Annotated in this window: 14 protein-coding genes and 1 tRNA gene; 7 read left to right on the top strand and 8 right to left on the bottom strand. The window is 64.7% G+C overall.

Annotated features, from left to right (window positions below; all coding sequences use genetic code 11):
- Nucleotides 1-81 precede the first annotated feature (81 nt).
- Nucleotides 82-834, top strand: a complete 753-nt coding sequence (locus QA609_RS09460; protein WP_278302357.1) for a ribonuclease H-like domain-containing protein — start codon at nucleotides 82-84, stop codon at nucleotides 832-834.
- A 62-nt stretch (nucleotides 835-896) separates the two neighbouring features.
- Here the strand turns inward: QA609_RS09460 and QA609_RS09465 are convergent, their stop codons facing one another.
- From QA609_RS09465 to mct, 8 genes are all read right to left on the bottom strand, one after another.
- The gene (locus QA609_RS09465) at nucleotides 897-1,178 is read right to left on the bottom strand and encodes a HalOD1 output domain-containing protein (RefSeq protein WP_278302358.1); all 282 of its coding nucleotides are present in this window, start codon (nucleotides 1,176-1,178) and stop codon (nucleotides 897-899) included.
- A 277-nt stretch (nucleotides 1,179-1,455) separates the two neighbouring features.
- The gene (locus QA609_RS09470) at nucleotides 1,456-2,865 is read right to left on the bottom strand and encodes a right-handed parallel beta-helix repeat-containing protein (protein WP_278302371.1); all 1,410 of its coding nucleotides are present in this window, start codon (nucleotides 2,863-2,865) and stop codon (nucleotides 1,456-1,458) included.
- Between the two features lie 646 nt (nucleotides 2,866-3,511).
- Nucleotides 3,512-3,585: transfer RNA gene (locus QA609_RS09475), tRNA-Thr, on the bottom strand.
- A gap of 11 nt (nucleotides 3,586-3,596) precedes the next feature.
- Nucleotides 3,597-4,106, bottom strand: coding sequence for a GNAT family N-acetyltransferase (locus QA609_RS09480; protein ID WP_278302359.1), 510 nt, complete (start codon nucleotides 4,104-4,106; stop codon nucleotides 3,597-3,599).
- Nucleotides 4,107-4,190: 84 nt separating this feature from the next.
- On the bottom strand, nucleotides 4,191-4,793 hold the full coding sequence (locus QA609_RS09485; RefSeq protein ID WP_278302360.1) for a CBS domain-containing protein: 603 nt from the start codon (nucleotides 4,791-4,793) through the stop codon (nucleotides 4,191-4,193).
- A gap of 132 nt (nucleotides 4,794-4,925) precedes the next feature.
- The gene (locus tag QA609_RS09490; protein ID WP_278302361.1) at nucleotides 4,926-5,687 is read right to left on the bottom strand and encodes a GTP cyclohydrolase III; all 762 of its coding nucleotides are present in this window, start codon (nucleotides 5,685-5,687) and stop codon (nucleotides 4,926-4,928) included.
- A gap of 60 nt (nucleotides 5,688-5,747) precedes the next feature.
- Nucleotides 5,748-6,068, bottom strand: coding sequence for a DUF5785 family protein (locus QA609_RS09495; protein WP_278302362.1), 321 nt, complete (start codon nucleotides 6,066-6,068; stop codon nucleotides 5,748-5,750).
- Nucleotides 6,069-6,162: 94 nt separating this feature from the next.
- Nucleotides 6,163-7,350, bottom strand: a complete 1,188-nt coding sequence (gene mct / locus QA609_RS09500) for a succinyl-CoA:mesaconate CoA-transferase (protein WP_278302363.1) — start codon at nucleotides 7,348-7,350, stop codon at nucleotides 6,163-6,165.
- A gap of 137 nt (nucleotides 7,351-7,487) precedes the next feature.
- Here mct and glmS point away from each other — a divergent pair, with 137 nt between their 5' ends.
- The 6 genes from glmS to QA609_RS09530 all read left to right on the top strand — a co-directional run bounded on the left by glmS (nucleotide 7,488) and on the right by QA609_RS09530 (nucleotide 13,344).
- Nucleotides 7,488-7,943 (top strand): methylaspartate mutase subunit S, encoded by a 456-nt coding sequence (gene glmS, locus QA609_RS09505; RefSeq protein WP_278302364.1) that lies wholly within the window; start codon nucleotides 7,488-7,490, stop codon nucleotides 7,941-7,943.
- 11 nt (nucleotides 7,944-7,954) lie between these two features.
- Entirely contained in the window at nucleotides 7,955-9,406 is a 1,452-nt protein-coding gene (locus tag QA609_RS09510) for a methylaspartate mutase subunit E (protein ID WP_278302365.1), read from the top strand.
- Entirely contained in the window at nucleotides 9,396-10,673 is a 1,278-nt protein-coding gene (locus QA609_RS09515) for a methylaspartate ammonia-lyase (protein ID WP_278302366.1), read from the top strand. The genes QA609_RS09510 and QA609_RS09515 overlap by 11 nt, the downstream gene beginning before the upstream one ends.
- A complete protein-coding gene (gene mch / locus QA609_RS09520; protein WP_278302367.1) occupies nucleotides 10,666-11,745 on the top strand; it encodes a 2-methylfumaryl-CoA hydratase in 1,080 nt (359 codons plus the stop codon). The genes QA609_RS09515 and mch overlap by 8 nt, the downstream gene beginning before the upstream one ends.
- Nucleotides 11,746-11,790: 45 nt before the next feature.
- Complete coding sequence (gene citE / locus QA609_RS09525; RefSeq protein ID WP_278302368.1) at nucleotides 11,791-12,840, top strand: L-malyl-CoA/beta-methylmalyl-CoA lyase; 1,050 nt, start codon at nucleotides 11,791-11,793, stop codon at nucleotides 12,838-12,840.
- A gap of 282 nt (nucleotides 12,841-13,122) precedes the next feature.
- Complete coding sequence (locus QA609_RS09530; RefSeq protein ID WP_278302369.1) at nucleotides 13,123-13,344, top strand: hypothetical protein; 222 nt, start codon at nucleotides 13,123-13,125, stop codon at nucleotides 13,342-13,344.
- Nucleotides 13,345-13,411 lie beyond the last annotated feature (67 nt).

The following is a 13,411-nucleotide window of genomic DNA, read 5'->3' on the forward strand; positions in this document are numbered from 1 at the left end:
GGCGTTCGGACCGGTCGGGAAACCGACCGGTCGCTCGTGCGGAACCAAGCGCTTTTGGCCGACTGGCACCCCTACACTGGTGTGCGAATCGAGAACAGTTTCATCCCGGTCCGGGGCGTCGGGGAGACCACCGAGCGCCGGCTCTGGGAGAACGGGGTAACCCACTGGGAGGAGTTCGACGGCAGCGTCGTCGGCGACACGCTCGCCGACCGGATCGAGACGTTCATCGACGAGGGGTGGACTCACCTCGAGCGCGGCGACGTCTCGACGTTCGCCGAGTCGCTGCCGGCCGCGAGCCGGTGGCGCCTCTACGAGAACGTCCGCGAGGAAACCGCCTTTCTGGACATCGAGACGACCGGCCTGAGCGCCGATCGCAACGACGTGACGACGGTGTCGATCCACCGCGGCGACGAGACGAAGACGTTCGTCCAGGGCCGGGACCTGACCGCCCGGCGCCTCGAGGCGGAACTCGAGGAGTCGGCGCTGCTGGTGACGTTCAACGGGCAGCGCTTCGACGTTCCGTTCCTCGAGACGTGCTACGACCTCGACGTGACGGTTCCTCACGTCGATCTCATGTACCCCTGCAAGAAGGTGGGGCTCGACGGCGGGCTGAAGGCGATCGAACGCGAGCTGGGGATCGGTCGCGACATGCCCGACCTCAGCGGTCGGGACGCGGTTCGGCTCTGGCACGAGTACGAGGCCGGCGACGACGCCGCCCTCGAGCGCCTCGTCGAGTACAATCGTGCCGACACCGAGAACATGAAACCGCTGCTGGAGACGGTCGCTGGGCGACTCCACGAGTCTGTATTCGAGGCGGCCTGTCGGGACGCGTAGCCGTCGCTCGTTGCACGGATAGCCGAGAACACACGCAGTTGCGTCGGTTCGAAGGCTTGTCTCTACTCGAGTTCCGTGACGTCGACGTCGCCGTCGCTGGTTACGACGACGTGGTAGCCACAGTAGTCAAACTCGATCCGGCCGCTGGCTCGGTGCATTCCGTTCTCGCGAGGGGAGAACAACGAGTCGAGCGCCTCGGGGTTGATAACCTCGTAGAGTGCATCGTACTTCGGCGGTTCGATATCGGTCGGCTCGACACCCTCTCGGTCGGCGACAGCGGCGACGACCTCGTAACTCAACGACGCGGCGGAGGCTGTATCGGAGCGGTCGACTGAGAGTAGCATTAGGCGGAGTCTTTCCATCGCTATATATAAACCCTCTGTCCTCTGTTCGGAACGAAGCCACAATATGATGCACTACGCGACAAATGTGGGCATTGATGTGTATGTTTATACCCCACATATGGATCGAATCTGAGACCCTCTTTTTTCCGAGAACGCCCGTTAGAGAAACAGCGTGTGCTATCGCGGTCGTCTCGTCCGGACGCTGACACCGCCGGAAGACGAACAAAAGAACGAACCACCCTTCGATACCGGTTCTCGATCCCTTCCCTAGCTCGAGTTATCGGCGGTCGTCAACGCCGCCGGGGAACTCGTTGTTTTCCATGGAAACCGAGCCCGACCGATTGTGGATGCGAACCGAGCTGCTGCCGTCGGCGGCCTCTGCGGTGGTGTTCTCGATGGTGACGTCGCTTCCGTTGTGAACGGTGATCGGGATGCGGCTCGTCTCGAACTCGCTGTCCGCGATGAGGTAGTCGCTACCGCGAAGCTCGATTCCCCGGCGGCGACCCTCGCCGAGCTGCTCGACGGAGAGACCCTCGAACTGGCAGTTGTTGCGTTCACAGAAGATCGCCGGCTGAATCGGAGAGCCACCGGCGTCACCGACGACGCTGACGTCCTCGAGGGAAACGGCACCGGGGCTGTCACCGAGGATGCGGAAGGCGTAGGAACTGCCGTTGATCTCGACCTCCGAGTTCACGAAGTCGACTTCGCCGGCGCCATCGTCCACTCGGATGGCCGCACTTTGGCCCTCGGCTACGACTCGGGTGTTGGCGATCGTGGTCGACTCGGCGCCTCCCATGATTCGGATCGCTTCGCCGTTCTGCTGTGGAACGTCAACCGTCACGTTAGAGACGGTGAACTGATTGCCCTGGTCGAGACGAATCGCGTGCTGTCCGTTCGCCTGAACGTTGTTCTCGTCGACGGCGATGATCGTGTTCTCGATCGAACCCTCGTTTCCGCTGAGGCGGATCGAGGCGGTAGCGCTGTTTTCGTACCATCCACCCTCGACGCTGATGCGTCCGTTGTTACCGGAGGCGTACAATCCGGTTCCCGGGAACCCTCCGAGGATACAGTCCTTGAACGTGATGTCGCCCTGGTGCTCTCCGTTGAGAACGATTCCGGTCGCACCTCGCCATCGACCGCTGTTCGGAGTCTCATCGACGTGTACTGCGCCGTCGAACGCGTGGAAGCAGTCGATGATACCGGATCCGTCGGGGTCCGTGATGTTGAACAGCGCGGGACCCCAGGTACCGCTGTCGTGAACGCCGTGAACGAAGACGTCGCGGACGACGAGTTCGTCCGTGACTTCGGCGCTGATCACGCGAATACCGGTGTCGGATGCGGTCTGGTCGACCTCGAAGCCCTCGAACCACACCGAACCGCCGGGATTGTTGTTCGTTCCGAGTCGGAACAGTCGGGCTCGCGAGCTACCGAACGTGTGGTAGTCCGCCGGAACCAGCGTCGCGCCGTCTCCGACGATCCCAACGTTGTTGAACCCAGTGAACCGCACCTGGTCGTCCATGTAGTACTCCCCTTCGGGGAACTTCAGGAGCGTGTCCTCTGCGATGTTTTGCTGGACGACGGAGGTGATCGACTCGTTGCCGTTCGGATCGGCACCCGCCTCGACCATATCGACCACGTTGCTGTAGTCGCTCTCGCTCGCACTCGCGTCCGTGGACGCGGAGGCCATCCCGGTTGCGGAAAGCGTTCCGAGTCCCGCAAGACATCCCTTCAGATACGTTCGTCTACCTGTCAGCCAGTTACCAGAGTCGTTCGACATTACGACTTTCCGTACAGACGGGTCCGTTATACATATACTCGAAGTAATTTGAAGTGAAAGTATCTCAGCTTGCGAACGACCCCGTTCAACAGTTTCAAGCCCGACGAGGCGGGTCGAGACGTTCTCGAGCGGATGGAACGGGAAATCCGATATTATCGCCGAAATAAGCGCGCACCACCGTGTGACTCGTGGCGAAGAACAGTTTCGTGAGAAATCAAGCCAGCTACTTATACGGACTAAGAAGTTGTGCGTATCGAAACAGTCCTCCTACGGGTTTTTCACCCGGTTCAGCGGACCGATTGCGGAACTATATCCGACCGACCCCGAATTAGTCCGTGATGAATCGGTACGGTTCCGGTGGTCGGACGCGCGTTCGAAACGGATGGGTAATCGACCAACGGTTGAACAACTCGAAGAAAATGAAAGTCGACTCGAGCGGTACGGTAGCTCGAGACGAACGGACGTGTCCGTCGAACAACCAAAGCCGAACCGATCGGTAAGAGTTCGGTTCGCGCTCGCGACGACCGAACCAGGAGTGGGATTCGAACAGCGGCCAAGCCAGGGGTGGGATTTGAACCCACGAAGTCTCGATTACAAGTCGAGTGCATGAACCGCCCATGCTCCCCTGGCGCAGCAGTGAGTTACCGTTCCTCCTTTGAGTGTGTATCGTTTTCCGGCCGGTCCTCGAGCGACCGCCGCATCGACACCCTGTAGGGCTCGTACGCACGTTCCTCGTAGAACCGCCTCGCGGCCTCGTTGTCCGACAGCACCTCGAGGATCACGACCTCCGCACCCCGGTCGGCGAGAGCGTCCTCGGCAGCCTCGAGCAGCGCGGTCCCGACCCCGCGGTCGCGGTAGGCGGGTGCGACGTAGATGTTCGAGAGCAGCCCCCGGGTCGCGTCGAGCTCGAGGGATCCTCGCTCGAGCGAGTAGGTGACGAAGCCGACGATCGACTCCCCGTCGCGTGCGACGAGGAGCCCGTCGGTGTGGAGGTGTCCGGCGAGCGTCTCCCGCATCGTCTCCCGGTTTTCCTCGCCGCGAACGAACGAGCCGTGATCGCGCTGGTCGCGAGCCAGCCGCACCCACAGCTCGGTGATCGCCGGCAGGTCACCCTGGGTCGCGGGTTCGACGACCGGTGAGTCCGAAGCCATTGTCCTCCGGTCGACAGCTGCATCCAAAAGGTCTTCTTATTCTCCCTCCGTCGCGCCGGCCGGAACGGGCTTACGACGGTGACCTCAAACCGATCGGCAGTCTGAACAGACCAGTCGCCCGTTGGCGTCCCACAGCGAGTCGGCGAGCGAACCGCAGGCCTCGCAGACGCCCTGCGTGGAGAACTCGTCGCCACCGTTTGGCAACAGCTCGGTCTCGAGGTCGTCGCCGGGACGCGAGGACCGGGACTGCTCGAGGGGGCGTTCCGACTCGAGGGAGCCCTCGGGGCTGCTGCTCGTCGTTCCCTGGAAGGAGCCCGCGGCGGTGATGACGTCTCGCTGGGTGAGCACGCCGACGATCTCGTCGTCGTTCTCGACGACCAGGTTGCGGATGTTCTGTCGGCTCATCGTCGTCGCGGCGTCGGCCAGCGACCAGCCCGCGTTGATCGAAATCACCGGGCTGGTCATGACCTCCCCGACGGTCGTCTCGGCCGGATCGTCCTCCTCGGCGACGAGGCCGAGTACGTCCCACTCGGTCATGATTCCGACCGGCTCCGAGCCGCGAACTACGAGGACACAGCCAGCTCGTTCTTCGCGCATCAGCCGGACGGTACCCAAGACGGGATCCGACTCGCTGACACCGACGTATTCGGTCGTCAGGACCTCCCTGACGGACAGTTCCGGTTCCATATGTGTACACATCCCACGGACCGGCTAAAAACTATCTCCGGCACGGTTAAGTGAACGCGTGACAAACGTACGAGGTTCGACAGTGTCTACAAAGATTCGCAAGAACGGGCACGAACGCGACCGCGAGGGTCCTCACCACTCGAGTTCGATTCTGGTTCCGTCGGCACGGCAGTCCTCGAGGGCGTGTTTGGCGGCGATGCCTGCCTCGTGGGCGCTTCTCCCCCGGCCGGCGCCGACCTGAAGCTCGACGTCGACCTCCTCCTGGACGTGGTAGATCGCCTCCTCGTACTCTGCCTCGCCGAGGTCCGGACAGACGACGATGACGTTGTCACCGCCGACGAAGAACGCGAGGCTGTCGTGGGCCCGTCGCATGTGTCGCATGAGGGAGGCATACCCCTGCTCGATCTCGATGAAGGTGTCGAAGGCGTTGAGTTCGTCGGTGTACTCGCCGGTCGCGTCGATGACGTCGAAGTGTGCGATCTGGACGTCCCCGTCGGTTCGATGCTCGTCGTCGATCGTTCGGCCCCCGAGACACTCGCGTCGGTTCTTGTCCTGTGCGCTGCCGGCCTCCTGGATCAGCGCGGTCGCGTCCGAAAGTGCCTGTACCGGGGTCGTCCCGGTCGCGACGCCGAGACTGACCGTCACCGGGTACCGGTTGCCGATGGACTCTTGCAGGAGCGCGTGGTCCTCGTGTGAGAGTCCGTTCGTGACGGCGATCATGTTGTCGAAGCGGGTGAAGAAGACGTAGCCGTCGCGGTTGCCGACGAACTGGGAGACGTCGGCGTACAGCCGCGACTGGAGCGTCTGGAGATCGGCTTCCCGGCGCGGTTCGGGCGTTACGGTCCAGGGACCGTAGTTGTCGATCTGGAGGAGCGTAACCTGCGTGTTCGTCACGGTACCCGAAGGTTTCGATCGGCGTCGTATAAGTGGTACGTAATCCAGATCCGTGACGGCTCAGGCGGGTTTCTTCTCCGGGTCGCTTCCTTCCGGGTGGTACTCCCAGAAGTCGCCGGCCCGCATCGCCGCGCCGACGGCTTTGTGCATGTCGAGCATCGTCTCGAACTCCTCGGGCTCGACGTACTCGAAGATCTCCCGCATCGGCACGACGCGCTTGTAGTTGATTCGGATCGGGTCGTCGCCGTGTTCGGCGACGAACTCGTCGCGGTCCATCGGGAAGTCCTCCTCCTCGTCGACCTTGTCGGCGATGATCCGCATGTCGAACTTCCGCATTCCCTCGCTGCCCTGCTCCCCGTCGGGGTCGAATGGCCAGTCCATACCCCGAGGTGTGTGTGGGGGCCGCAAAAGGATTACCCTCCGCTCCGGGCACGCTTCGAGGTGGCTCCGAGAGGAGCCGACCCCTCGACGGCGATCAGTCGTCGGCCGCCGTCTCGGCGTCGGTGCGCTCGGGCTCGTCGTCCTCGAGCAGTTCCCCCCGGTGTTCGTCGAGCAGCGGTGCTCGGCCACCGGGTTCGGGCGGCGTCTCGGTCATCTTGATCGGCGAGCCCGCGATCTCGACGGTTTCGTCGGCTCCGGGCTGTTCGACCGGCACGAGCATCTCGCGGTCGCGGACGTGGGGATCCTCGAAGATCTCGTCGGTGCTCTGGACCGGCGCGACCGGGACCCGTCCCTCGAGGGTCTCGACGAGGTCGGCGGTCTCGAGGTCGGCGGCCCACGCTGCGATCTCCTCCCGGAGTTCCTCGCGGTGCTCGAGACGATCGGCTGCCTCGGGGTACTCCGCAGCCAGATCCTCCCGTCCCATCGCCTCGCAAACCTCGTTCCAGTGGTTCGTGCCGAAGGCGGCGATCACGGCGTGGCCGTCGCGAGTCTCGAAGGCGTCGTAGGGGAACAGCGTCGGGTGAGAGTTGCCCCGCCTCGAGGGCGCCTCGCCGGTGTAAGAGTGCTGGTAGACCGCCCGCTCGGTCATGCTGAGCATCGCGTCGTACATCGCGGTGTCGACGTACTGGCCCTTGCCGGTACAGTGGCGGTAGTTGACCGCGGCGAGGATGCCGATACAGTTCAGCGTCGCGGTAAAGAGGTCGCCGATGCCGGGACCGACCTTCGTCGGCGGGCCCTCTTCCTGTCCGGTGATCTCCATCACGCCGCCTAACGCCTGCGCGATGAGGTCGAAGGAGGGCTGGCCCTGGCGGTGGGTCTCGCCCGTCCGCGGATCACCGAAGCCGCGAATCGAGGAGTAGATTAGCTCCGGGTTGCGCTCTTTGAGGGTCTCGTAACCCAGGTCGTACTTCTCCATCGTCCCCGAGCGATAGTTCTCGACGACGACGTCGGCCTCTTCGACGAGCGAGAGGAAGTCCTCCCGATCGTCGGGGTCGTTGAAATCGAGCTCGAGGCTGCGCTTGCCGCGGTTGACGCTCTGGAAGTAGCCGCCGTAGGCCTCCTCGTCGCTCTCGACGAACGGCGGGTTCGACCTGATCAGGTCACCGCCCGGGCGCTCGATCTTTACCACGTCGGCGCCCATATCCGCGAGCAACATCGTACAGTACGGGCCGGCCAGCACCTGCGTCAGGTCGATCACGCGCAGGTTCGACAGTGCGCCCATGGAGGCGACTGTCTGCGGACAGGCGCAAAAACCTTTGCAATAGATCATGAAGGTGTGGTTGTCTCTCAAGGGGGTGGTGTTAGGGTGTTTAAGGAGTATTATCATGATCAACCATTAACTTTATACGGCAATTCATCATGGTTCTGGATACGATGTCCCGAACGGTCGTCCTCGGCGTGATCGGTTCCGATGCTCACGTCGTTGGCATCACGATCCTAGAGCAGGCCCTGAGTGCAGCTGGCTTCGACGTCGTCAACCTCGGCGTCCAGACCTCCCAGGAGGACTTTGCGGAGGCAGCGGTAGCCCACTCGGCGGAGGCGGTACTCGTCTCCTCGCTCTACGGTCACGCCGAGCAGGACTGCCAGGGGTTCCACGAGGTCTTAGAGGAGGCCGACGTCGACGCCCTCACCTACATCGGCGGCAACCTCGCCGTCGGGCAGGACGACTTCGATCAGACCCGCGCGACCTTCGAGGAGCTCGGGTTCGATCGGGTCTTCGACTCCGAGACCGACCCCGAGGAGGCCATCGCCGCCCTCGAGCGAGACCTCCACGTCACGACCACCGAATCCGAGCGGGTTACCGTCAGCAGCTAACTGGTGGCTCGATGATACGAGACGAACGCATACCATCCGACGAGCTACGGCGTATCGACGACGAAATTCGGTCCGACTGGGACACCGGTGGCGACGTCGACTTCGAGGAGGCGATTGCCTACCACGAGTCGCTGCCGGCGAGCAAACGCTTCGCCGACGTGCTCGAGTCCGCCGACAGCCCTCTCCTGCAACCCCGCGCGGGAGTCCCGCGACTCGACGACCAGATCGAGCTGCTCGAGTACCTCCACGGCGAGGGGAAAGCGGACCTCTTGCCGACGACGATCGACTCCTACACGCGCGACAACGAGTACGGGAAGGCCCAGGAAGGTCTCGAGAAGGCCCGCGAGACGGGCGAGGACACCCTCAACGGGTTCCCCGCGGTCAACCACGGGATCGAGGGCTGTCGCGAGCTGATCGAGGCCTTAGACGCCCCGATCGAGGTCCGCCACGGCACCCCCGACGCTCGCCTGCTGGCGGCGATCACCTTCGCCGGCGGCTTCCAGAGTTTCGAGGGCGGACCGATCTCCTACAACATCCCCTACACGAAACGCCACGGACTCGAGGAGACGATCGAGAAGTGGCAGTTCGTCGACCGGCTGGCGGGGGCCTACACCGAACGGGGCGTGCGGATCAACCGCGAGCCGTTCGGTCCCCTTACCGGGACGCTGGTCCCGCCGTCGATCGCGATCGCGATCATGATCGTCGAGGGCCAACTCGCCGCCACCCAGGGCGTGCGCTCGATCACGCTGGGCTATGGCCAGGTCGGCAACGTCGTCCAGGACGTCGCCGCGCTGAACGCCCTCCAGAAGCTCGGCGACGAGTACCTCCCCGACGAGGTCTGCGTGACGACGGTGTTCCACGAGTGGATGGGCGGCTTCCCGCCCGACGAGGCCCGCGCCAACGGCGTCATCAGCCTCGGCGGGATGACCGCCGCCATCGCACGGCCGGACAAGGTTATCACGAAGTCGCCCCAGGAGTTCCAGGGGGTTCCGACCAAGGAGGCCAACGCCTCCGGACTCCGCACGACGCGACAGGTCATCGACATGGCGATCGAGCAGAACATCGACATCGACGGTATCGCGGAGGAACAGGACCTGATCGAGCGGGAGACCCGCTGTCTCATGGACACGATCTTCAGCCACGGCGACGGCGACGTCGTCCAGGGGACGATCAAGGCGTTCGACTCGGGGGCGCTCGACGTCCCCTTCGCGCCGAGCGACAGCGCGAAAGGCGCCGTGTTGCCCGCCCGGGACGACGATGGCCGGGTTCGGATCTTCGAGTGGGCCGACCTCGAGATGGACGACGATATCAAGGAGATCCACAAGGCCCGCCTCTCCCAACGTGCCAGCACGGAGGGCCGCGAGGAGTCGTTCCGCATGGTCGCCGACGACGTCGACGCGATCAGCGACGGGAAGCTCATCGGCCGTCCCCAGGACAAGGGGGGTGTCGGCAGTGCGGATTGAGGCGATCCACGCTACGCCGGGTTACAGCGGGTTCTTCTTCGATGACCAGCGCGCGATCAAGGAAGGGGCCGTCCAGGACGGATTCACCTACGACGGCGACCCCGTTACCGACGGCTTCGACGAGATCCGCCAGGCCGGCGAGACGCTCATCGTCGACGTCGAACTCGAGGACGGCAGCGTCCACCGCGGCGACTGCGCCGCGGTTCAGTACTCCGGGGCTGGCGGGCGCGATCCGCTGTTTCGCGCCGCGGAGTACGCCCCCATCGTCGAGGGCCCCGTCGCCGAGGAACTGGTCGGTCGGGACGCGAGCGACTTTCTCGCGAACGCCGACCTGCTCGAGAACGGCGAGTTCGAGGGCAGCCGGCTCCACACGGCGATCCGCTACGGCGTCTCCCAGGCGCTGCTGGCCGCGGCCGCCCACGATTCGGGAACGACCCGAACCGACGTCCTCGCGGACGAACTCGGCACGGAGCCGGCGGTCGACCCAGTTCCCGTCTTCGGCCAATCCGGCGATAACCGGTACGTCAACACCGAGAAGATGTTCGTCAAGGGCGTCCCCGTCCTTCCCCACGGGCTCATCAACAGCGTCGAGAAGATCGGCGAGAACGGCGAGACCTTACTCGAGTACGTCGAGTGGCTCGCCGAGCGCTCGCAGGAGCTCGGCCCCGACGGTTACGAACCACGGTTCCACATCGACGTCTACGGCATGATCGGCGAGGTCTTCGGTGCGCCCTACGACCGCGAGGAGGTGGTCGACTACTTCCGGGCGCTCGAGGAGGCCGCCGCGCCCTATCCGATCCAGATCGAGGGGCCGATGGACGTCGGCGACCGCGAAGCACAGATCGAGGCGATGGTCGAGCTCCGCGAGGGACTCGCTGACGCCGGCGTCGGCGTCGACATCGTCGCCGACGAGTGGTGTAACACCTTCGAGGACGTGCGGGCGTTCGTCGACCGGGGTGCGGCCGACGTCGTCCAGATCAAGACCCCCGACCTCGGCGGGATCCACCGAAGCGGGCAGGCAGTCAGGTACTGCGAGGGAACCGACACCCGCGCCTACCTGGGCGGCACCTGCAACGAGACGGAGACGTCCGCGCGCGCCTGCGCGCACGTCGCGCTCGCGACCGACGCCGCGCAGGTGCTGGCAAAGCCCGGCATGGGGTTCGACGAGGGATACATGATCGTCGAAAACGAGATGCGACGAACCGTTACCAGACGAAACAGAGACCGACAGCGGACGAAAACAGACGAGGTGGCCGCAGATGACTGACGAAGCGACCGAGATCGACTGGACCGATACCGAGACGTTCTCGCGCGCGCTCGAGCGCGCCGACACCCGCGAGAAGGGCAACTACTTCGAGGCGTTCGCAGAGGGCGACCTGATCGAACACGATCCCGGGCTGACGCTCACGCAGTGGGGCAACGAGGCCTGGATGAGTCAGACCCTGAATCACGATCCCGCCTACTGGCGGACCGACGCCGCTCGAGATCGAGGATTCGACGAACCGCCGATCCACCCCGACTACCTCACGGCCGCGACGCTCGGCATCACCGTCGAGGACTTGAGCGAGAAGGGCGGCTACTTCCTCGGACGCACCGACGTCCGGTTCCCTAGCGCTCCCATCTACACCGGCACCGAACTGCGCGTCGAGAGCGAGGTCGTCTCGACGGCGACCTCGAGCTCCCGGCCCGAGTACGGGATCGTCACCTGGCGCACTCGAGGGCGGGACGCCGAAACCGACGACGTGCTGTGTTCGTACGAGCGAACGAACATGATCCCGCGACGCGAACCCGTGGCGACCGACGGCGGCGGAAGCGCTGCGGCGGCCGAGGAGCCCGACGAGCCGGAACTTCCGAGCGAGTTCGTCACCCCCGACGGCGGCGCTTTCGAGGACTTTCGCGAGGCGCTCGAGCGCGCCGACGATCGCGGCGCCGCGGTCGCCTACCGCCACGAGCGAGGTCGCACGCAGGACGACACGACCGTCGCCGGGCTGCCGCTGGCGACGCTGAACACCGCCAAACAGCACCACAACGCCGACGTGATGGCCGACTCGCCGTCGGGCGACATCGTCACGTACGGCGACGTCACCCGATCGACGGCGCTGGGCCACGCCCGCTCCGACGAGCGAACGTTCCGCGAAGTGGGGTTCGACGACGAACAGTTCCACACGTTCGTCACGCCCGGCGATACCGTCTACGCGTTCACCCGCGTTCTCGAGGCCGAAGAGACGGGCCACGACGAAGCGGGCACCGTCCGCTTCGAACACATCGCGTTCAATCAGGACGAGACGCCGGTCTACTCCGGCACTCGTACCGCGAAGATCCGCAAGCGCTCGAGCTGAACCGCCCGCCGACCGTTTCCGATCACACCAGACACATCCACACGCATGACCGACGACACCGAGATCCGACTCTGCCGCACGTTCCAGACCGCACCCGCCGCCGTTCCCAAGGATGAGACGGCGAAATACCTCGTCTCCGCGCTCGAGGCGGAGGGGTTCCAGGCGCCGGACTGGCTGGTGCCCGACCTCGAGGACGGCACCGCGCCCGACATGAAAGCCGAGGGGCTCGAGAACACGATCGATCGCGTCCCCGAGTACGACTTTCCCGGCGAGATCCACCCCCGCGTCGAGTGGGCCTACGACGACGGGAGCTATCGCCAGAAGGGACGCGAGCAGATCGACCGACTGATCGCCGAGATCGGTGACGAGATCGACGGCGTCGTGGTCCCGAAAGTCGGCCGCCTCGAGGACGTCGAACGGGCCGCCGGCGTCGTCGCGGAAGCCGAACGCGAGCACGGCTACCCCGACGGCTCGATCGACCTCTCGATCATCGTCGAGACCGGCCGCGCCCGGTCGGATCTCCGCGAGATCGCGAAGTTCGGCGCCGAATCCCGACTCGCCGCGATGATCTTCGGTCCCGTCGACTACGCGGCCGAACTCGGCGGACGGGACCTCGGCGAGGGGATGCCACGCTGGGACGGCCTGCTCGAGGCGCTGTCGAACGAAGCCAGCGCGGGCGGGCTGCTCTCGATCGGCGGCCCGTTCGACGACCTGTTCAAGGAGCGGGCGGGGCTGACCTACTACAACGCCGACGCCTACGCCGACCAGATCGAACGCGAGGCCCAGGTCGGCCTCGACGGCTCCTGGTCGCTGTACCCCAAGCAGACGATTCAGGCGAACACGATCCACATGCCCACCCCCGAGGAGCTCGAGCGCGACGTCCACAAGATCGAGCGGTTCAACGAGGCCAAACGCGAGGGCACCGGCGCCGTGACGATCGACGGCCAGATGGTCGACGAGGCGACGTTCAAGAACTTCCGGAACACCGTGCGGACGGTGCGGGCGATCCACGACCGCCGGCCGGACCAGACCGACGAGCGCTACGACGACGAGTTGCTGGAGCGGGCGCTCGAACTCGAGCTCTCCTATCGGTAGTAGCTGATTCGTCGCCCTGGTTTTCGTCTACGTTCTGACTCGAGTCGAGGTATCGTCGCGGGCGACGCACTCGAGGGCCGTTCTTCGGGTTCGATACGGCCTTCTGTTTCCGAATCCGAACCCGATCGCGTCGGCGCTCGTCTCGAACGTGTTCTCTCTCCCACAAGACACTCGTACATTCAATTGTTCTTACCGCTCTATGGCCGTGACCGTGGTAAATAGCGCCACCATGTACAGCCCGAACGATTTCCGCTCCGCCCCCCTCTTTCGAGATGGGTTGGCATGACGGACTCGAGACCGCCGGCAGGCAACATTCAGTGGGGGTGGCGGTGTCCACGGTGCGATACGGACGTTGCGGTTGCACGGAACCCGCAGACGGGGACGTTCAGCTGGGAGTGCGAGGAGCCGGACTGCGTCGCGGTCGGATTCGGATTCCGCTCGCGTCGCCGCGCTCGGCTCGGCGTGCTCGAGTATCGGGAACGGTACCGGAACGTGTACCGGTGACGCGGCCGGTTCAGAGACCGATACTCCGGTCGGGCAGCGCCGCAGGTGCTCGGTCGGCTCCCATTAC

It is taken from the genome of Natronococcus sp. A-GB7, from assembly GCF_029688865.1.
Classification (GTDB): domain Archaea; phylum Halobacteriota; class Halobacteria; order Halobacteriales; family Natrialbaceae; genus Natronococcus.

What these genes read in the sequence shown, in the direction of transcription:
- QA609_RS09485 (WP_278302360.1), bottom strand. Translation starts at nt 4,793, where the DNA reads ATGGAACCGGAACTGTCCGTCAGGGAGGTCCTGACGACCGAATACGTC.
- QA609_RS09470 (WP_278302371.1), bottom strand. Translation starts at nt 2,865, where the DNA reads ATGGCCTCCGCGTCCACGGACGCGAGTGCGAGCGAGAGCGACTACAGC.
- mch (WP_278302367.1), top strand. Translation starts at nt 10,666, where the DNA reads ATGACTGACGAAGCGACCGAGATCGACTGGACCGATACCGAGACGTTC.
- QA609_RS09530 (WP_278302369.1), top strand. Translation starts at nt 13,123, where the DNA reads ATGACGGACTCGAGACCGCCGGCAGGCAACATTCAGTGGGGGTGGCGG.
- glmS (WP_278302364.1), top strand. Translation starts at nt 7,488, where the DNA reads ATGGTTCTGGATACGATGTCCCGAACGGTCGTCCTCGGCGTGATCGGT.
- QA609_RS09465 (WP_278302358.1), bottom strand. Translation starts at nt 1,178, where the DNA reads ATGCTACTCTCAGTCGACCGCTCCGATACAGCCTCCGCCGCGTCGTTG.
- QA609_RS09495 (WP_278302362.1), bottom strand. Translation starts at nt 6,068, where the DNA reads ATGGACTGGCCATTCGACCCCGACGGGGAGCAGGGCAGCGAGGGAATG.
- QA609_RS09480 (WP_278302359.1), bottom strand. Translation starts at nt 4,106, where the DNA reads ATGGCTTCGGACTCACCGGTCGTCGAACCCGCGACCCAGGGTGACCTG.
- citE (WP_278302368.1), top strand. Translation starts at nt 11,791, where the DNA reads ATGACCGACGACACCGAGATCCGACTCTGCCGCACGTTCCAGACCGCA.
- mct (WP_278302363.1), bottom strand. Translation starts at nt 7,350, where the DNA reads ATGGGCGCACTGTCGAACCTGCGCGTGATCGACCTGACGCAGGTGCTG.
- QA609_RS09510 (WP_278302365.1), top strand. Translation starts at nt 7,955, where the DNA reads ATGATACGAGACGAACGCATACCATCCGACGAGCTACGGCGTATCGAC.